This window comes from Granulicella sp. WH15, from assembly GCF_009914315.1.
In the GTDB taxonomy this organism is placed as follows: domain Bacteria; phylum Acidobacteriota; class Terriglobia; order Terriglobales; family Acidobacteriaceae; genus Edaphobacter.
On record NZ_CP042596.1, the window covers coordinates 207598 to 227952 of the forward strand.

The following is a 20355-nucleotide window of genomic DNA, read 5'->3' on the forward strand; positions in this document are numbered from 1 at the left end:
TATTATTTGCAACCTTTTTATCCGCCATGCGTCTTATTGAGTGCGTGGGCTTGGCCCCGCACCCATAGATTTCAGGTAACGAAAAGGAGAAAGTGCCATGACCATGACCCGATTTGTACCGTTCCGCACCCCGTTGCGCGATGTTGCCGTACTGCAGAACCGTTTGAACTCGATCTTCAGTGACTTCACCACGCCCGAGAGCCTCGGTGCCGGCAGCTTTGTGCCCGCTGTGGACGTGTATGAGGACGCCCAGAAGGTCGTTCTGAAGCTGGAGGTCCCGGGCATCCGCCAGGAGGATCTGGATATCCGCGTTGAGAATCAGACACTTACCGTGAAGGGTGAGCGCAAGTTCGAGGCCGAGGAGAAGGAAGAGAACTTCCATCGCATTGAGCGGCGCTTCGGCAGCTTCGTCCGCAGCTTTACCCTGCCCCAGACGGTCGATACCGCCGAGGTGCAGGCGAAGTACGATAACGGCGTGCTCGCGGTGACGTTGCCCAAGAAGGAGGCAGCCAGGCCGAAGCAGGTCAAGATCGAGATCGGCTCCGCTACCCCGAAGCAGGTGGAGGCTCCGCAGGCAGCGTAAGGCTGGAGTAGTGTGATCTTTGGATGTGAGGGAGATCATAGCCGGTCTCCCTCTTTTTGTTTATAAGGTTTAGGAGCAATGGCAAGTGCGTCCTCACGCCGGACAGGCGGCACTTCGTGCAGTGCTCGACGTTTCGCGTGGGAGGAGAGAACGTATGGCAATTCGTTGGGATAGATTGACGGTCAAATCGCAGGAAGCTGTGCAGGCGGCGGGTGGACACGCAGCCGAAAACGGCAATCCGGAGGTGCTGCCGCTGCACCTGATGGCGGCGTTGCTGGAGGATCGCGAGGGTGTCGTGATCCCGGTGCTGGAGAAGGTGGGTGTGCCGGTGGAGCAGTTGCTCTCGGGCGTGAACTCGGCCATTGCCAAGCTGCCGAAGGTACAGGGCGGCGCACAGCCGGGGATGTCGAACGCGTTGCAGAAGGTGCTGGAGCGCGGCTTCAAGGAGGCGGAGAACTTCAAAGATGAGTACGTCTCGACCGAGCACCTTCTGCTGGCGCTCGCGGAGGGCAAGGGCGACGCTGTGCAGGCGGCGCTGGCGACCTTTGGGGCGACCCATGAGGCGATTCTCAAGGCCCTGAGCGCCGTTCGCGGCAGCTCGCGTGTGACCGACCAGACTCCGGAGGGCAAGTTCCAGGCGCTCGAAAAGTACGCCAAGGACCTGACCGAGCTGGCGCGGCGCGGCAAGCTGGACCCGGTGATCGGGCGCGATGAGGAGATTCGGCGGGTGGTGCAGGTGCTCTCGCGGCGAACCAAGAATAACCCGGTGCTGATCGGCGAGCCGGGTGTGGGTAAGACGGCGATTGTGGAAGGGTTGGCACGGCGTGTCATCTCAGGCGACGTTCCCGAGAGCCTGAAGGACAAGCGCGTAGTGGCGCTCGACCTGGCCAGCATGATCGCCGGGGCCAAGTTCCGCGGCGAGTTCGAGGAGCGGCTGAAGGCCGTGCTGAAGGAGATCGAGGAGTCGAACGGGGAGATCATTCTCTTCATCGACGAGCTGCATACGCTGGTGGGCGCGGGTGCGTCCGAGGGCGCGATGGACGCCAGCAACATGCTGAAGCCTGCGCTGGCGCGGGGCGGGCTGCGGGCCATCGGCGCTACGACGCTCAACGAGTATCGCAAGTACATCGAGAAGGACGCGGCGCTGGAGAGGCGGTTCCAGATCGTCTTCGTCGGCGAGCCGAACGTGGAGGATACGGTCGCGATCCTGCGCGGGCTGAAGGAGCGGTACGAGTCGCACCACAAGATCCGGATCAAGGACTCGGCGATTGTGGCGGCGGCGACGCTGTCGCACCGTTATATCTCGGACAGGTTCCTGCCCGACAAGGCGATTGACCTGGTGGACGAGGCGGCTGCTGCGCTGGCGATCCAGATCGGCTCGGTGCCGGTGGAGATCGACGACCTGGAGCGGCGGGCGACCTCGCTCGAGATCGAGAAGCAGGCACTGAAGCGGGAGAGCGATGCTGCTTCGAAGGAGCGGCTGGAAGAGGTGGAGCGCGAGCTGGCCGAGGTGCAGGAGACGGCGAGCGGGCTGCGGGCGAGATGGCAGACCGAGCGCGGTGCTATCGGCAAGATCGCTGAGCTGAAGCAGAAGTTGGAGCAGCTTCGGTTTCAGGCCGGGGAGGAGACTCGTAAGGGGAATCTACAGCGTGCTGCCGAGTTGCAGTACGGGGAGATTCCTCGGCTCGAGAGCGAACTGGCGACTCTGACGGCGGCGGCGGACGCGAGCACGAACTCGGGCCGGATGCTGAAGGAGGAGGTCGACGAGGAGGATATCGCGAAGATCGTCTCGCGGTGGACGGGGATTCCCGTGGCCAAGATGCTCGAAGGCGAGATGCAGAAGCTGGTGCAGATGGAGGATCGTCTGCGCGAGCGCGTGATCGGGCAGGACGAGGCGCTGGCCGCGGTGGCGAATGCGATTCGCCGGTCGCGGGCCGGACTCAGCGATCCGAAGCGGCCGATTGGGAGCTTCATCTTCCTGGGGCCGACGGGAGTGGGCAAGACCGAGACCGCGCGGGCGCTGGCCGAGTTTCTCTTCGATGACGAGGCCGCGATGGTGCGGATCGACATGAGCGAGTACATGGAGAAGCACGCGGTGGCGCGGCTGATCGGCGCGCCTCCGGGGTACGTCGGGTATGACGAGGGCGGCCAGTTGACCGAGGCCGTGCGGCGTCGGCCTTACTCGGTGGTTCTTTTCGATGAGATCGAGAAGGCGCACCCGGATGTGTTCAATGTACTGTTGCAGGTGCTCGACGACGGGCGGCTGACGGACTCGAAGGGCAGGACCGTGGACTTCAAGAACACGGTACTGATTATGACCTCGAACGTGGGCGCGTCGGCGTTGACGACGGCGTGGGCCGCGGGGCCGGAGGGCTTTGAGGACGCGAAGACGCGGGTGATGGAGTCGCTCAGGCAGCAGTTCCGGCCGGAGTTCCTGAATCGCGTGGACGATATCGTGGTCTTCCATCCGCTGGGTGAGTCGCAGTTGACGCACATCATCGACCTGAGGCTGAACGACCTGAAGCAGATGCTGGCGGATCGGAAGATTACGCTGGAGCTGACGGAGGCGGCGCGGGCGGCGCTCTTCAAGGCCGGGTACGACCGGGCTTATGGAGCGAGGCCGTTGAAGCGGGCGATTCAGCGCATGGTGCAGGACAAGCTGGCGGTGAAGATTCTGGCCGGCGAGGTGCTGCATGGGGATAAGGTGCTGGTGGATGCGGCTGCGGATGGGCTGACGTTCACAGTGGCTGGCCGATAAGTGAGTGCTTCCGTTGGTCGGAGATGAGAATTTCAACTCCGACCAACGGGAGGACCGCGCGAAGCAGTAAAAAGGCGTGTAAACGCCCGCCCTCCGCGCAGGAGGCCCGTCCGGCAGGACAGTTTTTGCTGATTCGAAAGAAAGCATACCTCGGGGCTAAAACCCTATGCGCGTCCGGGTTAAAACCCGGACCTACCAGCCCGGACCTACCCCAGAAGCAACAGCAAACGCGACTATACTTAGAAGTTGCGTGAGTAAACGAGCCATTATCATCGGAGCCGGGCCAGCGGGGCTTACAGCCGGGCTGGAGCTTCTGCGTCGGACGGACATTCAGCCAATAATCCTCGAGGCGAGCGGCGAGATCGGCGGCATCTCGCGGACGATCCGGTACAAGGGCAACCGCATGGATATCGGCGGGCACCGCTTCTTCTCGAAGTCCGATAGGGTGATGCAGTGGTGGATGGAGCTGATGCCACCGGCGGAGGCGGCGGAGGCGATCTCGTACCAGGGCAAGACGCGTGCGGTGCCCGAGCAGCCTGCTGAGACGCAGCCGGTTGATCCTGATCTGGTAATGCTGATTCGTCCGCGCAAGAGCCGTATTTATTATCTGCGCAAGTTCTTCGATTACCCGATTCGGTTGACGGCCAGCACGCTGACCAACCTCGGCATCACGCGGACTTGGCGAGTCGGCACCAGCTATCTGGCGTCGCGGATGCACCAGATTACGCCCGAGAAGAGCCTTGAGGATTTTCTGATTAATCGCTTCGGGCGCGAGCTGTACCTCACTTTCTTCAAGAGCTACACCGAGAAGGTCTGGGGAACGCCGTGCGACCGCATCTCCGCCGAGTGGGGCGCGCAGCGGATCAAGGGCCTGTCGCTGACGACGGCGGTGAAGCACTTTGTCAGCCGTGCGTTTGCCCGCAAGAGTGAGGGCGACGTCTCGCAGAAGGACACGGACACCAGCCTGATCGAGCGGTTCATGTACCCGAAGTTCGGTCCCGGACAACTGTGGGAGCATGTGGCCGATCTTATTTATAACGGTATCGGTGGCAAATCCGGCGAGATCCACATGGGCTGGAAGGTAGAAGGCATTCACTGCGACGGCAAGCGCGTCACCGCCGTTACGGCGATCAATGAACAGGGCGAGCGGCAGCGGTTCGAGGGAGATTACTTCTTCTCCACGATGCCGATGAAGGAGTTGACGCGGGCGCTCGATTGCCCCATTCCAGCCAATGTTCAAGAGGTCTCCGACGGGTTGGAGTATCGCGACTTCATTACGGTGGGGTTGCTGGCCGATAAGTTGAAGGTGACTGAACCGGACGGCGGGCTGCTGCAGGATACGTGGATCTACGTACAGGAGCCGGATGTGTTACTGGGACGGTTACAAATCTTCAACAACTGGAGCCCGTACCTCGTGGCCGATCCGAGCAAGGTGTGGATTGGTCTGGAGTACTTCTGCTACGACACGGACCCGCTGTGGAAGATGCCCGACGAAGAGATGAAGGCGTTCGCGATCGCCGAGGTGGAGAAGATCGGGATTCTGGCTCCGGGCGCGGTGAGCGATGGTCATGTGGTGCGGGTGCCTAAGACCTATCCGGCTTACTTTGGCACTTACGACCGCTTTGACGAGCTACGGAGCTTTACGGACTCGTTCGAGAACCTGTTTCTGGTTGGGCGGAATGGGATGCACAAGTACAACAACCAGGATCACTCCATGCTGACGGCGATGACGGTGGTGGATGGGCTGGTGGCCGGGCGAGTGGATAAGGCTGGCATCTGGAGCATCAACACCGAGCAGGAGTACCACGAAGAAAAGAAATAAACGCTTCTCACGCGAAGCGTTCAAGACCGCACGAAGTGCCGCCCGCCCGGCGTTAGGGCGTCTTTGCTTTTGTTTCTAAAACAAGCAACAACAACTGCGCCCTAACGCCGGGCGGGCGGCACTTCGTGCGGTGCTCGACGCTGCGCGTGGGAAAGTTTATTTCCTCTCATTCGTCGTTTGCCCGGAAATTGAATACACTTGTCTGCACAAGTCCTTAATCTTTTTGCTTCATCCAAAGCTCCTCTCCCAGGGGAGGGCTTCGGGATCCATCTGCGGTGGCTTAAGGCTTATTTTCTTTATCTGTTTTCCGGAGCGAATCATGCGTAGCCAATACATTGCAGCTTGTCTTGTACTCGGTCTCGGCTTGACCGGATGCACGAAACAGAAGTCCAGCGCACCGCCTCCTCCTACCGCAGCCAAGACGCTCGGTATCCGCCCCTACGGCGATGAGACGGTCAAGATAGACACCAGCTCGATGCCGGACGCGGAGAAGAAGGTGTTCTCGTTCATCGACGAGCATATCGACGAGCACGTCGAGAACCTGCAGAAGTGGATTCAACAGCCCAGCATCTCGAACAGCGGCGAGGGCATTCCCGAGTCGGCCGAGATGGTGAAGGGCTTCTTCGACAAGCTGGGCTGCCAGACCACCCGCGTCTTCGACGTGGGCGTGACCAAGTGGGGCCAGCCCGGTAACCCCGTCGTCTACGCTAAGTGCGACGAGGGTGCGCCCAAGACGCTGCTGGTGTACTGGATGTACGACACCATGCCGATCACGCAGCCGGATGTGTGGATCGCGCCGCCGTTCGAGGCACGCCTGGTGGACGGAGCGACGGCGGGTATCGACCCGTCCTTCAAGAAGGTGTTGATTGGGCGCGGCGCGGTGAACTCGAAGGGGCCTGAGATGACTGAGCTGAACGCGCTCATGTCGATCAAGGCCGTCAACGGCAAGCTGCCGGTGAACCTGATCTTTGTGGCAGAGGGCGACGAAGAGCGCATGTCGATGGGCCTGAACAAGTTTGTGACCACGCATCCCGAGCTGTTGAAGCCCGCCGATGCGATGCTGATGTTCGGCGGCCAGAACGGCGCGCGCGCCGCCTCGGTGATGGGCGCGTCCGAGGGCCTGATGTACATCGAGCTTTCGACCAGCGGCAAGGACTGGGGCCGCGGACCGACGGTATCGGATATCCACGGCATCTTCAAGCGCTCGGTGGATAGCCCGGCCTGGCGGCACATCAAGATGCTCTCGAGCCTGATGGGCAGCGATGGAAACACGCCTGCGATTGCCGGCTTTAGCGACAACATCGTCCCGATCTCGCCCGAGGCCGACAAGCGGATGCACGACGCCGCGGCCAAGATGGACCTGAAGAAGATGGCGGCGGGTGTGGGCGTGGCGCGGTTCATCTCGGACGATCCGTACACGGTGCTCAAGATGTCGAGCTTCGGCACGGCGTTCAACCTGGACGGCATCTGGGGCGGCAATATGTATCCGGGCGGCTCGGGCGCGATCCTGCCGAACAAGATCACGTCCAAGCACAGCATCCGCTATGTGCCGAACATGACCAGCGCGGACCTGCTGAAGAAGATTCGGGCGCAGCTCGACAAGAACGGCTACCAGGACGTGAAGCTGACGCTGATCGGCGACCAGCCCTGGTCGACGATGGACTTCGATACCGACGTGGCACACGCGGTCGAGAAGATGTTCGATCACTTCGGGATTCCGTGGACGCCGCCGATGAGCAAGACCAACACCATGAACGCGACCGATGCGGCAGATACGAATATGTCCGGCGCCTGGCCGGGCTACCTGTTCACCAACGGCAAGCAGGGCGATCCGGGCACGACGCCGATCAGCCTGCCGATCGCTGGCGGCAGCGCCGGGTACGGTGGCGGAGCGCACGCGGCGAACGAGTTCTGGGTGATCGAGGGCGCGGGCAAGGTGTACGGTATGGCCGGTGCGGAGAAGTCGATCGTCGATGAGCTTTACAACTACGCCGCTACGACGACTGTTCCTCCCAAGGGACAGACGAAGTAAGGTAGATGCAGCAACCGGGGATGGCCTGAGAGGGCTGTCCCCGGTTTTCTTTTTAACAAGCAACAGCAAGTGCGCCCTCACGCCGGGCGGGCGGCACTTCGTGCGGTTCTCGATGCTTCGCGTGGGCGTTGCGGTGCTAACATCCGGAGATGCCGCCGCTTGCGCCGACAGAACCCGACGTGCTCGTCTCCGCTACGGGGCTGGTGAAGTCCTATGGCTCGGCACGTGTGGTCGATGGCGTCTCGCTCTCGATCCGGCGTGGGCAGACCCTTGGCTTGGTGGGCGAATCCGGCTCGGGTAAGAGCACCGTGGCGCGGATGATTCTGCGGCTGATCGAGCCGACGGCCGGTGAGGTGCGGTTCGAGGGAGAAGATGTTCTGGCGGCTTCATCCTCTCGGCTGCGTGCGCTGCGGCAGAGGATGCAGATCGTCTTTCAAGACCCGTATGCCGCGCTCAACCCACGCATGAGCGTTCGCCAGATCGTCGCCGAGCCGTTTGCCATTCACGGCGGCTACACGCGCAGCGACGTGCGGGAGCGCGTGTTCGGGCTGATGGCCAGCGTGGGGCTGGAGGCGGACGTGCTCGACCGCTACCCGCACGAGTTCAGCGGAGGCCAGCGACAGCGCATCAACATCGCTCGGGCGCTCGCGCTCAAGCCCGAGTTTCTGGTGCTCGACGAGCCGGTCAGCGCGCTCGACGTCTCGGTGGGGGCGCAGGTCATCAACCTGTTGCGCGATCTGCAACGCGCCCACGGGCTTACCTGCCTGTTCATCTCGCACTCCATGCCGCTGGTGCGCTACCTCTGCGACCAGGTGGCGGTGATGCAGCGCGGCCGTCTGGTCGAGGTGGGCGACGTGCTCAGCGTCTGCGAGCACCCGAGCGAGCCCTACACGCAGCAGCTCATCGCCGCCACGCCCGAGCTGCCCGCCTGAAGCGAAGCGGGCCGGTGTGCAATCATGTTCCTATCCCTTTTGTTGGAGACGATCCATGAAGCATCGCGCCCTCGCGCTTGTGGCAACATCCCTTTGCCTTATTGCTCTCGCCTCAACCTCCGTACTGGCTCAGTCGAAGAAGACCGCCGAGCAGTTTCTCGCCGACCCTGCCGTCAAGGCCGTCATGCAGTCGATCCAGACCAACGAGCCGCACTTCATCGACGAAGAGGCGCGCATCACCGAGATTGCCGCGCCGCCCTTCCACGAGCAGACGCGCGCTGCCGAACTGAAGAAGCTCTTCCTCGCTGCCGGGCTCCAGAACGTACGCATCGACGCCACCGGCAACGTGCTGGGCGACCGTCCCGGCGTCTCAGCGCACCCGCGCCTCGTTATTGCCGCGCACCTCGACACTGTCTTCCCCGAGGGTACGGACGTGCATGTGAAGCGTAACGGCAATATGCTTGCGGCTCCTGGCATCAGCGACGACGGCCGCGGCCTGGCCTCGATGCTGGCGCTCATATCGGCGCTGCAAGGCTCGAAGATCAGCACTCCCGGCACGGTCACTTTCGTGGCCAACGTGGGCGAAGAGGGCCTGGGCGACTCGCGCGGCGTGAAGGCGCTCTTCAACGACACGCTCAAGGGCCAGATCGATGCGTTCATCTCGATCGACGGCACCGACCCCTCGCGCATCGTCAACGTGGGTGTGGGCAGCTACCGCTACAAGGTCACTTTTACCGGACCTGGCGGGCATAGCTACGGAGCATTCGGGCTGGTGAACCCGGCCAACGCGCAGGGCCTCGCCATCGCGAAGATCGCTCATATTCAGGTGCCGACCAAGATCAAGACCACCTTCAACGTCGGCCGCATCGGCGGCGGTACGTCAGTCAACTCGATTCCGTTTGAGACGTGGTTCGAGTTCGACGAGCGCTCGTCGGACCAGGCCTCGCTCGATGAGGTGGATGCGAAGTTCAAGAAGGCCGTTGCGGACGGTGTGGCCGAGGAGAACGCGCTGCATCCGGGCAAGGGCACCATTACGGTGAAGCTCGAGACGGTGGGCAATCGTCCCTGTGGCAACACGCCTGCGGATGCGGCAATCGTGAAGGCGGTGGGGGCGTCGATTACGGCGATGCACCTGGGCAAGCCGGAGCTGGAGGCCAGCTCGACCGACTCGAATGTGCCGATGCACCTCGGCATCCCTGCGGTGACGATGGGGGGCGGTGGTGTTGGGTTGAATGCTCATGCTCTGAGCGAGAGTTTTGATGCGACGGATTCGTATAAGGGTGTGCAGAATCTGCTGCTGACGACGTTGTTGCTGACGCAGTAGGGGTTTTTGCTTTTGGAAAAGCCCCGTCTCGACGGGGCTTTTCTGCGTGAAGAGGTTTTTACGCGCAGCGTCGAGCACCGCACGAAGTGCCGCCCGCCCGGCGCGAGGGCGTTTTTGCTGTTGCTTCTATGGCCGAGAGAAGAAAGCATACCTCGGGGCTAAAGCCCGGACCTACCCCAGAAGCAACCGCAACGGCAGAAGCAAAGACAACAGCAAAAGCAGATTCCTCCGCTTCGCTCCTGAATGACAACCAAGAAAACAAGCAACGGCAAGTGCGTCCTCACGCCGGACGGGCGGCACTTCGTGCGGTTTTGGACGTTGCGCGTGTTAAGACTGAAGGAAGGCTGACAGATCAGTTCGGGCTACCTTGGTTTGATCGCCGGTGGCGAAGGTCTTCACCGTCAGGATGCCGCTGGTCAGCTCGTCCTCGCCCAGAATCACTACGCGGCGAGCGGCCTTGTCGGCTGCCTCGAAGCTCTTCTTCAGGCGGAAGCTGCCGTCTCCCAGCTCCACCGACAACCCGGCCCGGCGCAGCTCCCGAGCCAGTGCCAGCGCAGCCGCGTTCTGAGCGGTGCCCATGGGGGCGATGTACGCGTCCAGCTTCTTCGTCTCCGCCGTCTTGGCCTGCGCTTCCAGCGTCAGGATCAGGCGATCTTCACCAATGGCGAAGCCGATCCCCGGAGCCTTGGGGCCGCCGAGCATCTCGCTCAGCCCGTCGTAGCGGCCGCCGCCCAGCAGCGCGTTCTGCGTGCCCAGGCCGCTGCCGTCCGGCACCGTGAACTCGAAGGTGGTGCGGGTGTAGTAGTCCAGCCCTCGCACCAGCCGCGGGTTTACGTGGTAGGGCACGCCTGCCGCGTCGAGCGCCGCCAGCACCTGTCGGAAGTGGTCGGTCGAGGCCTCGTCCAGATAGTCGGCGATCTTCGGCAGGCCGTTAATCAGCTCCTGATCGTTGGGGTCCTTCGAGTCCAGCACGCGCAGCGGATTGGTCTCGGCGCGGCGCTGGTTGTCCTCGCACATCTGATGCTTGATGGGGGCCAGCGCCTCACGCAGCGCGGCCACGTAGCGGGGGCGGTCGGTGGCCGAGCCGACCGAGTTGACCTCCAGCCGCCAGCCGGTGACGCCCAGCTCATCGAGCAGCGTGGCCAGCATCTCCAGCACCTCGGCATCGCGGATGGCGGACTCCGCGCCGGAGCTGACCGGGCCGAGGACCTCCGCGCCGATCTGCCAGAACTGGCGGTAGCGGCCCCGCTGCGGGCGCTCGCGGCGGAACTGCGGGCCGATGTAAAAGAGCTTCTGGAGCTGGCCGGTGTCGCCGAGCTTGTGCTCGATGTAGGCGCGGACGACCCCGGCGGTGTTCTCGGGGCGCAGGGTCAGGAGCTGGGTACTAGTTTCGAATGTACCTGCCATCGGCTCGAGAAGAATGCTCGATGCCTCGTAACTTGATTGAGCCAAAGCATCGATTTTGCTTCTAGGTACAACTACTATGTGATTCAGCCCCAATAGCACAAGACATTCATGACGAGCGCGCAAGTCTACATCGATTGTAGTTGGAGGTTTGACGCGAAACTCAATGAAGATACGCTGATCAAAGTTTCGGGCAATGACAAATTCATCTGGGAGTGGCTTGATTGCGCCTATTCCAATTGGCGGATCTTCGATCTCATATTGAGGGTTTGCTTGGAGCCATGTGCGTTTAAGAAGTTTGATTTCGGGACGGCCACCATCTTCCCAGGTGTACATCTCCTTGGAGACAATATCGGTTTCTTCGCCCACGCCGCGGGCGAAGAGTTCGGTGGCTTCGATGATGGGGGTGCGGATCTCGCCGAAGCCGTAGCGGCTGAAGACGGAGCGGGCGGTGGCTTCTACGCGGTTCCAGAGATCGGTGTCGGGCGGCAGTAAGTCCCGGGTGCCGCGAACGGCCTTGAGAGTCGACATAAGAGTTTCATTTTATAGAAACAACGGCAAAAGCGCCCTCGCGCCGGGCGGGCGGCACTTCGTGCGGTTCTCGACGCTTCGCGTGAAAGGCTTTTAAGTCTCTTTCAGGTACATCTCCACGTAATCCAGATAGTTGTGCGCGTACTTCAGGATCGACTCCATATCCGCGTCGGTGATGGAACGGCGGATCTTGCCCGGAACCCCGGCCACCAGCGAGCGCGGCGGAATCACCGTCTGCTCCGGAATCACCGAACCGGCGGCGATGATCGACCCCTCGCCAATGCGGGCATTGTTCAGGATCGTCGCGCCGATGCCGACCAGCACCTTATCCTCCAGCACGCAGCCGTGAACGGTGGCGTTGTGGCCGATCGTCACCAGCTCACCGACGATGACCGGGTAGAGGTAGCGCATCCCGTGCAGCACGGCGCAGTCCTGCACATTAGACCGCGCGCCGATCCGGATGGCGTTCACATCGCCGCGCAGGACGGCGTTCATCCAGACGCTGGCGTGCTCGCCGAGCTGGACGTCGCCGATAACCTGCGCGCTGATATCGACATAACAGGTGGCCGGAACGGTGGGGCGGATTCCCTGATAGCTACGGATCATGGTTTGGATTCCTCGGCGTTGATTCTAGCCGGTTGCGACATATCGTAAAAAAAGTACGAGTTTTCTGATACATCCGGCCCACATAGGGGGTAATCTAGAAGATAGCCTGATTAAGGCCCGATTGTGAGGTGTATTTCCCTTGGCAGAGATTCGCGTTCAGGAAGGCGAACCCCTCGAAAATGCCCTGCGCCGCTTCAAGCGCAAAGTCCAGACCGAAGACATTATCAAAGAGGTCAAGCGTCACTCCTTTTATCTGAAGCCAGGCGAGAAGAAGCGTGTTAAAGAGGCGCTCGCCCGGAAACGTAATCGCAAGAAGGTCCGTAAGGAACAGGACTAGCTTGTAAGCAACACGGTTGGGCCGCCTTCAGCGATGAAGGCGGCTCTTCTTCCCAACACAAGTACCCCGACAACTACTCCCCAGACAGATCGTACCCGGGCCCGTTCCTCTGCTGTATCAGCAGACACGCTTGTTTCAAGTGGATGGCCCATACGGGAGAAGTGAGATGGAGTACAGATTCGTTGACCGATTGCTGACGTGCTCAGACTGCGGTGGAGAGTTCATCTTCACGGCAGGGGAGCAGCTTTTTTTCGCGGATAAACAGTTTAAAAACGATCCCAAACGTTGTAAGCCGTGCAAGTCGCGGCGCGCCGGACTGGCCGGAAAGCCCGCCTCCGGGCCGGTTGCCGCGGGTATCTCCCGCACCGAAACACGCACCGAGTGCTCGGAGTGCGGGGTCGAGACTACCGTTCCCTTCAAGCCGACCCAGGGCCGCCCCGTGCTGTGCCGCCAGTGCTTCCAGGTCAAGCTCAAGGCTGCTCCCCCCGCCGCACCCCCGCCTGCCGTTCTCACCGGCGATGCGACCGCGACCGCGCTGACCGACCTCTCGACGAACACCTATGGCGCGATCCTGGCACCTGAAGCCGCTGTGCTGGCTTCCACTTCTATCGCCAACGCCTCGGCGAACTCGTCGGTCGCTACCGCTGCCGATCTCGCCTCCATCACGGCGGATATCGCCGCGCCTGTCCCCGTCAACCTGGCGAATGTCCTCTCGCAGTCGGATACCGAGGTCTCGGCGGGAATGATCGCTGCTGCGGCTGAGGCGCCAAAAGCTTAACAACAAAAGCATCCTCACTCCGGACGGGCGGCACTTCGTGCGGTTCTGGACGTTTCGTGTAAAAGCTCTTTTGTTTCTCCTTTCCTGGCTACGGGCAACGCAGATTCCCCTGCACCACTCCGACAGACTATGCACCCAGCAGCTCTCCCGACCGACGACAATCTTGTCCGTGCCCGTTTCGCCCTCGGCGACTTTGAGACCATCATCTGCTCCGACGGCACCTACCTGCTCGACGGCGGAGCCATGTTCGGCGTGGTGCCCAAGACCATGTGGCAGCGCCGCATGAAGCCCGACGACGACAACCGCATCCTGCTTGGGCTGAACACAACCGTCATTCGGACCGGGCGGCACACCGTTTTGATCGAGACCGGCATCGGCAACAAGCAGAGCGCCAAGATGCAGGAGATCCACCAGAACCAGGCGCGACTGCCTGCGTCGCTGGCCGCCGCAGGCATCAGGCCGGAGGAGGTGGACGTGGTCATCAACACGCACCTGCACTTCGACCACTGCGGCTGGAATACGACGCTGTATCCGGATGGCTCCGTGACTCCGACCTTTCCCAATGCGCGGTACTTCGCGCATCGCGGCGAGATGGAGCACGGGCACCTGCAACTGGATCGTGACCGTGTGAGCTACCTGTCGCCGAACTACGATCCGCTGATCGAGAGCGGGCAGATGATTCTGGTCGATGACGACGCGATTGAGGCCGACCCGGAGATTGTGCCGGGGATCTCGCTGGAGGTCTTTCCGGGGCACACGGCGCAGATGATGGGGGTGCATATCGAATCGGGAGGTGAGCACGCGTGCTACATCGGCGATCTGCATCCGACGTCGAACCATCTCGATCCGACGTGGGTGATGGGGTACGACCTGGACCCGGTGCGGTGTATTGCGGAGAGGAAACGGTTTCTGGCGCGGGCGATTCCGGAGCGGTGGCTGGTACTGTTTACGCACGACCATCATGTTCCGGCGGCGTATGTCGAGCTGAACGACAAGGGTAAGCCGGTGGCCATCCCGAAGATTTGAAAGGTCTTTCACGCGAAGCGTCGAGCACCGCACGAAGTGCCGCCCGCCCGGCGTCAGGGTGCTCTTGCTGTTGCATTTGCGGCTGAGAAGCAAGAACAAAGACAGAAGCAGATTCCTCCGCTTCGCTCCTGAATGACAACCAAGAACAGGCAACGGCAAGGGCGGGCAAACGCAGAAAAGCCCTGCCGGAGCAGGGCTCTTTCAGATTTTTTGCAGCAAAGACTACGCGTGGACCGCGACGACTTCAGCCGGATCGATGGAGACGAAACGGCCCTTCTGGCCACGATCCTGGAAGCGGACTACGCCGGAGATCTTGGCGAAGAGGGTATCGTCCTTGCCGCGGCCGACGTTGGCGCCGGGCTTGAGCGGTGTGCCGCGCTGACGGACCAGAATGGAGCCGCCAAGGACTGCTTCGCCGCCAAACCGCTTGACGCCGAGCCGTTGTGCATTCGAGTCGCGGCCGTTTTTGGAGGAGCCTAGACCTTTTTTATGTGCCATCTCTGTACCTCTTCCGCGCCGTCGCTAAAGGACTGGCGCTCTCAAAATAAATTTACGCGGTGAAGCTTTTGCCGTTGACCAGAACCTCGTTGATCTTCACTTCCGTGAAGGCCTGACGGTGGCCCTGCATCCGCTTGTACTGCTTCTTGCGCTTGAACTTGAAGACCAGGATCTTCTCGCCGCGGCCCTGGCCGAGGACGGTGCCGGTGACCTTGGCGCCGGTCAGCTCCTGCTCGAAGTTGCCCTCGGAGCCGGAGACGGCGAGCACGTCGGCGAACTCGATCGCGCCGTTCTCGTGTGCGGCGGTCTCGATCTTGAGGACATCACCCGGAGCGACCCGGTACTGCTTGCCACCTGTGCGAATTACTGCGTACATAGCCAAACCCTCTTCAGCGCTGGTGCGCTTGCATTCCCTTAGAAATATGTAGTTCAAGGGGCGTATACAGGATGATCTGCATCAAGTCCGCCTGCCGGTGAGGCTTTATGATACCAAGCTCTCAGGCTGGCCGACCCTGCAGCCTGTATTTTCCCAACCTTCTTCGCGGGAGAACAAGCTGCATCGCCAAACTTAACGAGTGTACCGTGGTTTGGGGGTCGGGTCAATGGAGATTGCGAAAAGCAGCGGCAAAAGCGTCCTCACGCCGGGCGGGCGGCACTTCATGCTGTCTTGGACGCTTCGCGCAAATTTTTTTTGAGGCTTTCTTACTCCGGCACAGCGACGAGGAGCGACTCCTCATCGAGCTGCGTCGCGAAGCGGGGCGAAGAGGCCTCCACGGTCGTCAGTAGGTCGAGTACGGTCTCGATCTGCGCCGGGTCGGACTGCGTGCGGTTGGTGCGGGAGAGGAGCTTGCGGTAGAGAGCCAGGTGTTCGGTGGGCGTTAGCTGCAGGTCTTTGCTGAGGCTGTCGGTGAGACGGGTGCGCAGGTGCTTCAGATAGTGCGGCAGCAGGAGCTTGTACGCCTCCTCGGCCACAGTGGCGCTGATGTGGTGCTGCGCCGCAAAGCCGATGAACTCCTCCATGGTGATGGGCTTGCGCGCGGCGCGGCTGCGAGCCCTCTGGCGGAACTTCAGCTCATCGACGACAAGGAAGAGGCCGAGCAGGGCGGAGAAGACCAGGAGCGTCATCCAGGTATGCGGGATGGCGGCTGCAAGGGCTTTATTTTCGAACTGAACGGAGAGAATCAGCTTGCTGAAGAAACCGTCCAGAAAATCCTGGAATCCGCCAACGTTGAAGGCGTAGAGGATAAAGGCCACGCCGGTGGCAACGAAGAGGCTGTTGGAGGGGGCGAAGAAGCTTTTACGGTTGGGATCGGGTGAACTCTGGTTGTGGGCTTCGATATTGGCCTTGGCGCGAGCTACGGCTTCGCGTCTTTCGGCCTCTGTCCAGACTGCTCGAGTAGATGGATTAGGGACACTCATTTGTCACCGCCGTGTGGAAAGTGATAGAGAATGGCCGATTGCCATGATTCAGGGGAAGATAACCAAACTTTAGTGCAGGGAAAATGCCGTGTCAATGAGAAATACGCCTATTTATGTGATATTGAAATTAGGTTTTTAGCGGGATTTTGTTGAGAAGCGACAGCAAAAAATACCACCGGCGGTACTTCATACTGCTGTCGACACTTCAAGTATAGGGTTCCAAATTGGGCCTTGTCGGGAGGGCTCGGTCCCGGTAGGCTTGGGGTGCAAAAAGAAGCGAGGGAACGGAATGAAGCGGATCGTAAGTGCGTGTACGGCGGTAGCGAGTGTGGTGTTCACCGGTGTGATGCTGGCGCAGGCTCCGGCTGCGATGACGGCCACGGGGCCTGGTGTCGAGGCGCAGGGCAGCTACTCCAGGCTGAAGCCTAACGTTATCAAGGCTGCCGAGAAGATGCCCGCGGCAGACTACCAGTACAAGCCGACGCCGGATATCCGGACGTTTGCGCGGGTGGTCAACCATATCACCGAGGCGCAGTTCCATAGCTGCGGCGCGATCAACCATACGCCGTGGGATGCGTCGAAGATGCCCTCGGATACGGCCTCGAAGGAGGAGATCGTGGCGGCGCTGAAGGCGTCGTTCGATGAGTGCGACAAGGCTTACGCGTCGGTGCTGGATGGCGAGCTGTTGCAGGTGGGGCAGGCGAAGCGGTCGAAGCTGGGGATTGCGTGGGGCAATGTGTCGCACGACAACGAGCAGTATGCAACGCTGTCGCTCTACCTGCGGTTGAAGGGGCTTGTGCCGCCTACCAGCGAGAAGTAGTACTTCGAACTGTTCTCGGGGAGTCATGGGGCCTCCTCGCTGCCGACCAGCGGGAGGCCCTCAGAAGATGATCCCGCCCATGCAGCCCCGAGAACGGTACGAAGTACTGCCCGCCCGGCGTGAGGGCGCTTTTAATATTCCAAGATATGCGGCGCGGGCCAGGTCAGGCTGCCGTCGCTACGCTGATACCACATGAAGACCTTGTGGTCGCCGTTGACGCGTACCGCGACGATGACGCCTGAGCCGAAGGTGCCGGAGCCATCGGTCTTCGAGATGTCGATGTGGTGGTTGACGATGGCGGTCTTGACCGGGCTCTCGGTGGTCCAGTCCTCGGTGAAGCGGCGCAGGGGGTAGTCCTTGTGCTGGTCGGGGTGCTGCTGCCACTGGGGGTCGTTGGTGTAGATGGCGTAGGCTCCGCCGAAGTCTTTGGCCTCGAGCGCGGTAAAGAAGCGGTCGACCTTGTGCTCGATGGGCAGGTTCGAGAAGAACCAGCCGTGGCCCAGCAGGAAGCCCGCCAGGCAGACCACGACAGCGACGGCGAAGATAACGCCGGAGCCTATGATCAGCGAGCGTTTGCGCTTCTCTGCCTTGGAGTCGAACTGCGGTGCGTTGAGTAAGGTCATCGGGCTTCCTTGGGGTGGTCTCTACAACACGATATACGCCTGAATGATATAGAAACAAAAGCAAGTGCGTCCTTACGCCGGACGGGCGGTGCTTCGCACGGTTCTCGACGCTTCGCGTGAAAGGCGCGGCCAGCGGCTAGAATCAGGCTTACGATGCGAGCGCGCCTGAAGGCCTTCTTTCAACCCCATACCATCGGTGTCACCGCTCCCTGGCGGGTCTTCTGGGTGGCTCTGGGCGTGCGCCTGGCGTTCATAACCCTGGCCCACACCTTTCGCTTTCACGGCTGGGGCGAGCGCTTTGACTTCGGCTACGAGGCCGGGCGGATTGCGGCTGCGTTGGTCTCGGGTCACGGCTACGCGGACCCGTTCTCCAACATCGTCGTCCGCCACACAGGGCCAACGGCGTGGCTGCCGCCGGTCTATCCCCTGTTGCTGGCCGGGGTGTTTCGGCTCTTCGGAATCTATACGCACCTATCGGGATGGGTCATCCTGGCGATCAACAGCATCTTCAGCGCGTTTACCGCGATGTCGGTATGGGAGATAGGCTTCCGCTTCGCGGGTCGGCGCTGCGGAGTGTGGGCGGGGTGGCTGTGGGCGCTGCATCCGTCGGCCATGCAGTACGCGGTGAAGTGGGTATGGGAGATGAGCATCACCACCGCGCTGTTCCTGTGGGTCATCGTGCTGGCACTGCGTATGCGGGAGTCCGGTTCTTCCGATACCAGGCAGACGCGGCGGTGGTTGTTGTTCGGGCTGCTCTGGGGTTTGATCGCGCTTTCGAACTCGACGCTGCTGCTCTTTCTGCCGGTGTGCGGCCTTTGGGTGTTGGCGGGGACGCGTTGGCGCGTAAGCGGCGCGGTGCTGGCCGGAGTGGTGTTTCTAGCCTGTGTAACGCCGTGGACGGTGCGGAACTATACGGTGTTTCACAAGTTCATTCCGCTGCGAGGGAACTTCGGCGCGGAGCTTTACCTGGGCAATGGGCCGGGGGCCACAGGCTTCTTGATGGAGTACGACCATCCTTTTCTGGCGCAGGATCAGCTTCGGCTGTACGCCAGAATGGGCGAGGTAAAGTACGTGGCCATGCGCGGCGAGGCGGCCAAGGCGGTCATCAAGGCCGACCCGAAGCACTTCGTCGCGGATACCCTGCTGCGGGTTTACTTCTTCTGGGCAGGGGTGCCTCATGCTGCGGACGAGAGCGCGGCCTCCGAGGTGGGGCGGCTGTTGAACCACGGGTTCATCAGCCTGTGCGGGTTCTTCGGGTTGGCGTTGGCGATTGCTCGGGGGAAGGACGGGGCGTGGGTGTTTGCGTGGGCGTTTTTGTTGCTGCCGCTGCCGTATTACCTGGTGACGGCTCATGCACGGTTTCGTCATCCGTTGGAACCGATCATCTGCGTGTTGGCGGTCTATCTTTTTCAGAGCGCAGAGCCAAAGAAAGCATAGTTATTTGCCTTTCACGCGAAGCGTCGAGAACGGTACGAAGTACCGCCCGCCCGGCGTGAGGGCGTTTTTGCTGTTGTCTTAGTTCGCTGTGACTAAAGCATCGGCCAGGGACAGGTGGCGGTCGAGGGTGTCGATGCCGTGGTCCAGCTCCTCCTTCGTGACGATGAGGGGCGGCGCGATGATGAAGTGCGAGACCCAGGCTTGCAGGATGACGCCGTCGGCCATGCACTTGGCGGCGATCTGATCGACCACGAGCGGTGCGCCGGAGATCTTCTCGGTGTAGTTGTTGAAGGGTTCTTTGGTGGTTTGATTCTTGACCAACTCGACCGCCCAGAAGAGGCCCTTGCCGCGGACGTTGCCGACGCTGGGGTGTTTGGCTTTGAGGGCTTCGAGCTTGCTCTGAACGTAAGGCGCTAACTCAGCGGCGCGCTCGACCAAGCCAAGCCGCTGCATCTCCTTGATGGTAGCGACAGCGGGGGCGAGCGTGATGGGGTGGGCCTCGTAGGTGTGGCCGTGGGCGAAGAGGTGGTCGTGAAAGTATGCTCCAATCGCTTCGCTCGTTACGCATAGTCCCAAAGGCGAGTAGGCGCTGGTGATGCCCTTGGCCGTGGTCATGATGTCGGGCACGACGCCCCAGTGCTCCATGCAGAACCACTTGCCGGTGCGGCCCCAGCCGGTCATCACCTCGTCGGCGATAAGGAGCGTTCCGGTCTCGTCGCAGATGCGGCGGAGCTTCGGCATGTACTCGTCGGGCGGTACGATGACGCCGTTGGTGCCGACGATCGGCTCGACTAAAACTGCGGCCACGTCGGACTCGTTGCGGATCATGTGCTCGAGGTAGTCGGCGCAGGCGATGCCGCACTGCGGGTAGGTGTGCTTGATGGGGCAGCGGTAGCAGTTGGCCTCGGGCGCGAAGATGACGCCGGGAGTCTTCGCGCGCGGCTCGGCGGCCCAGCGGCGCGGGTCGCCCGTGGCGGCGATGCTGCCGGAGGTGCTGCCGTGGTAGCTGCGGTAGCGCGCGATGATCTTAGTCTTACCGGTGTACATGCGGGCGATCTTGAAGGCGGCCTCGTTGGCGTCGGTGCCGCTGGTGGTGAAGAAGAACTTGTTGAGGCTGGGCGGCAGCAGGGGCAGCAGCAGCTCGGATAGCTCGGCGCGGCAGGTGGTGGCGTAGCTCGGCATGACGTAGGCGAGCTGCTCGGCCTGAAGGGCGATGGAGGCGATGACGGCCGGGTTCTTGTGGCCGAGGTTTGAGCACATGAGCTGGGCGGAGAGGTCGAGGTAACGCTTGCCCGCCGCGTCGATGATGGTGGAGTCGATGGCGTCGACGATGTGAAGAGGGTTCCAGGTTTTCTGGAAGCGCCAGGTGCCGTAGTTAGTGGTGCGGATAGTGTCGACTACCTGCTGAGTGGTGAGTTCGGACAT

18 protein-coding genes and 1 pseudogene are annotated in these 20355 nt (G+C 61.6%); 11 read left to right on the forward strand and 8 right to left on the reverse strand.

What is annotated here, in order from left to right:
• The first annotated feature begins 97 nt into the window (after window positions 1–97).
• From FTO74_RS00890 to FTO74_RS00915, 6 genes are all read left to right on the forward strand, one after another.
• Window positions 98–583 (forward strand): Hsp20/alpha crystallin family protein, encoded by a 486-nt coding sequence (locus FTO74_RS00890; RefSeq protein ID WP_162536458.1) that lies wholly within the window; start codon window positions 98–100, stop codon window positions 581–583.
• 154 nt (window positions 584–737) lie between these two features.
• Window positions 738–3341 (forward strand): ATP-dependent chaperone ClpB, encoded by a 2604-nt coding sequence (clpB, locus tag FTO74_RS00895; protein WP_162536459.1) that lies wholly within the window; start codon window positions 738–740, stop codon window positions 3339–3341.
• A gap of 250 nt (window positions 3342–3591) precedes the next feature.
• Complete coding sequence (locus tag FTO74_RS00900; protein ID WP_162536460.1) at window positions 3592–5163, forward strand: NAD(P)/FAD-dependent oxidoreductase; 1572 nt, start codon at window positions 3592–3594, stop codon at window positions 5161–5163.
• A gap of 319 nt (window positions 5164–5482) precedes the next feature.
• Window positions 5483–7195 (forward strand): M20/M25/M40 family metallo-hydrolase, encoded by a 1713-nt coding sequence (locus FTO74_RS00905; RefSeq protein ID WP_162536461.1) that lies wholly within the window; start codon window positions 5483–5485, stop codon window positions 7193–7195.
• Between the two features lie 149 nt (window positions 7196–7344).
• On the forward strand, window positions 7345–8127 hold the full coding sequence (locus FTO74_RS00910; protein ID WP_162536462.1) for an ATP-binding cassette domain-containing protein: 783 nt from the start codon (window positions 7345–7347) through the stop codon (window positions 8125–8127).
• Window positions 8128–8182: 55 nt separating this feature from the next.
• A complete protein-coding gene (locus tag FTO74_RS00915) occupies window positions 8183–9451 on the forward strand; it encodes a M20/M25/M40 family metallo-hydrolase (RefSeq protein ID WP_162536463.1) in 1269 nt (422 codons plus the stop codon).
• 327 nt (window positions 9452–9778) lie between these two features.
• On the opposite strand, the gene hisS is transcribed toward FTO74_RS00915, so the two are convergent.
• The 3 genes and pseudogenes from hisS to FTO74_RS00930 form a co-directional block, all read right to left on the reverse strand.
• Window positions 9779–11191, reverse strand: coding sequence for a histidine--tRNA ligase (gene hisS / locus FTO74_RS00920; protein WP_255462603.1), 1413 nt, complete (start codon window positions 11189–11191; stop codon window positions 9779–9781).
• Window positions 11174–11386 (reverse strand): annotated as a pseudogene (locus FTO74_RS19935) (ATP phosphoribosyltransferase regulatory subunit); the annotation flags it as partial. The gene hisS and the pseudogene FTO74_RS19935, both read right to left, overlap by 18 nt.
• A gap of 93 nt (window positions 11387–11479) precedes the next feature.
• Window positions 11480–11992 (reverse strand): gamma carbonic anhydrase family protein, encoded by a 513-nt coding sequence (locus tag FTO74_RS00930; RefSeq protein ID WP_162536464.1) that lies wholly within the window; start codon window positions 11990–11992, stop codon window positions 11480–11482.
• Between the two features lie 139 nt (window positions 11993–12131).
• On the opposite strand from FTO74_RS00930, the gene rpsU reads away from it, so the two are divergent.
• From rpsU to FTO74_RS00945, 3 genes are all read left to right on the forward strand, one after another.
• Window positions 12132–12329 (forward strand): 30S ribosomal protein S21, encoded by a 198-nt coding sequence (rpsU, locus tag FTO74_RS00935; RefSeq protein WP_013581735.1) that lies wholly within the window; start codon window positions 12132–12134, stop codon window positions 12327–12329.
• Window positions 12330–12495: 166 nt separating this feature from the next.
• On the forward strand, window positions 12496–13107 hold the full coding sequence (locus FTO74_RS00940) for a zinc-ribbon domain containing protein (RefSeq protein ID WP_162536465.1): 612 nt from the start codon (window positions 12496–12498) through the stop codon (window positions 13105–13107).
• Window positions 13108–13236: 129 nt separating this feature from the next.
• Entirely contained in the window at window positions 13237–14133 is an 897-nt protein-coding gene (locus FTO74_RS00945) for an MBL fold metallo-hydrolase (protein ID WP_162536466.1), read from the forward strand.
• Window positions 14134–14355: 222 nt separating this feature from the next.
• Here FTO74_RS00945 and rpmA read toward each other — a convergent pair whose 3' ends face one another.
• From rpmA to FTO74_RS00960, 3 genes are all read right to left on the reverse strand, one after another.
• Window positions 14356–14631 (reverse strand): 50S ribosomal protein L27, encoded by a 276-nt coding sequence (rpmA, locus tag FTO74_RS00950; RefSeq protein WP_162536467.1) that lies wholly within the window; start codon window positions 14629–14631, stop codon window positions 14356–14358.
• 52 nt (window positions 14632–14683) lie between these two features.
• Window positions 14684–15007 carry a 50S ribosomal protein L21 gene (gene rplU / locus FTO74_RS00955; RefSeq protein WP_162536468.1) on the reverse strand — a complete coding sequence of 108 codons (324 nt, stop codon included), beginning with the start codon at window positions 15005–15007 and terminating at the stop codon, window positions 14684–14686.
• Between the two features lie 326 nt (window positions 15008–15333).
• Window positions 15334–16050, reverse strand: a complete 717-nt coding sequence (locus FTO74_RS00960) for a hypothetical protein (RefSeq protein WP_162536469.1) — start codon at window positions 16048–16050, stop codon at window positions 15334–15336.
• Window positions 16051–16339: 289 nt separating this feature from the next.
• On the opposite strand from FTO74_RS00960, the gene FTO74_RS00965 reads away from it, so the two are divergent.
• Window positions 16340–16870, forward strand: coding sequence for a DinB family protein (locus FTO74_RS00965; protein WP_162536470.1), 531 nt, complete (start codon window positions 16340–16342; stop codon window positions 16868–16870).
• A gap of 131 nt (window positions 16871–17001) precedes the next feature.
• Here the strand turns inward: FTO74_RS00965 and FTO74_RS00970 are convergent, their stop codons facing one another.
• Entirely contained in the window at window positions 17002–17493 is a 492-nt protein-coding gene (locus FTO74_RS00970) for a hypothetical protein (protein WP_162536471.1), read from the reverse strand.
• Window positions 17494–17646: 153 nt separating this feature from the next.
• On the opposite strand from FTO74_RS00970, the gene FTO74_RS00975 reads away from it, so the two are divergent.
• Entirely contained in the window at window positions 17647–18930 is a 1284-nt protein-coding gene (locus FTO74_RS00975) for a glycosyltransferase family 39 protein (protein WP_162536472.1), read from the forward strand.
• A 78-nt stretch (window positions 18931–19008) separates the two neighbouring features.
• Here the strand turns inward: FTO74_RS00975 and FTO74_RS00980 are convergent, their stop codons facing one another.
• Window positions 19009–20355 carry an aminotransferase class III-fold pyridoxal phosphate-dependent enzyme gene (locus FTO74_RS00980; protein WP_162536473.1) on the reverse strand — a complete coding sequence of 449 codons (1347 nt, stop codon included), beginning with the start codon at window positions 20353–20355 and terminating at the stop codon, window positions 19009–19011.

What these genes read in the sequence shown, in the direction of transcription:
- FTO74_RS00890 (WP_162536458.1), top strand. Translation starts at nt 98, where the DNA reads ATGACCATGACCCGATTTGTACCGTTCCGCACCCCGTTGCGCGATGTT.
- clpB (WP_162536459.1), top strand. Translation starts at nt 738, where the DNA reads ATGGCAATTCGTTGGGATAGATTGACGGTCAAATCGCAGGAAGCTGTG.
- FTO74_RS00905 (WP_162536461.1), top strand. Translation starts at nt 5,483, where the DNA reads ATGCGTAGCCAATACATTGCAGCTTGTCTTGTACTCGGTCTCGGCTTG.
- FTO74_RS00910 (WP_162536462.1), top strand. Translation starts at nt 7,345, where the DNA reads ATGCCGCCGCTTGCGCCGACAGAACCCGACGTGCTCGTCTCCGCTACG.
- FTO74_RS00915 (WP_162536463.1), top strand. Translation starts at nt 8,183, where the DNA reads ATGAAGCATCGCGCCCTCGCGCTTGTGGCAACATCCCTTTGCCTTATT.
- hisS (WP_255462603.1), bottom strand. Translation starts at nt 11,191, where the DNA reads ATGTACACCTGGGAAGATGGTGGCCGTCCCGAAATCAAACTTCTTAAA.
- FTO74_RS00930 (WP_162536464.1), bottom strand. Translation starts at nt 11,992, where the DNA reads ATGATCCGTAGCTATCAGGGAATCCGCCCCACCGTTCCGGCCACCTGT.
- FTO74_RS00940 (WP_162536465.1), top strand. Translation starts at nt 12,496, where the DNA reads ATGGAGTACAGATTCGTTGACCGATTGCTGACGTGCTCAGACTGCGGT.
- FTO74_RS00945 (WP_162536466.1), top strand. Translation starts at nt 13,237, where the DNA reads ATGCACCCAGCAGCTCTCCCGACCGACGACAATCTTGTCCGTGCCCGT.
- rpmA (WP_162536467.1), bottom strand. Translation starts at nt 14,631, where the DNA reads ATGGCACATAAAAAAGGTCTAGGCTCCTCCAAAAACGGCCGCGACTCG.
- rplU (WP_162536468.1), bottom strand. Translation starts at nt 15,007, where the DNA reads ATGTACGCAGTAATTCGCACAGGTGGCAAGCAGTACCGGGTCGCTCCG.
- FTO74_RS00960 (WP_162536469.1), bottom strand. Translation starts at nt 16,050, where the DNA reads ATGAGTGTCCCTAATCCATCTACTCGAGCAGTCTGGACAGAGGCCGAA.
- FTO74_RS00965 (WP_162536470.1), top strand. Translation starts at nt 16,340, where the DNA reads ATGAAGCGGATCGTAAGTGCGTGTACGGCGGTAGCGAGTGTGGTGTTC.
- FTO74_RS00970 (WP_162536471.1), bottom strand. Translation starts at nt 17,493, where the DNA reads ATGACCTTACTCAACGCACCGCAGTTCGACTCCAAGGCAGAGAAGCGC.
- FTO74_RS00975 (WP_162536472.1), top strand. Translation starts at nt 17,647, where the DNA reads ATGCGAGCGCGCCTGAAGGCCTTCTTTCAACCCCATACCATCGGTGTC.
- FTO74_RS00980 (WP_162536473.1), bottom strand. Translation starts at nt 20,355, where the DNA reads ATGTCCGAACTCACCACTCAGCAGGTAGTCGACACTATCCGCACCACT.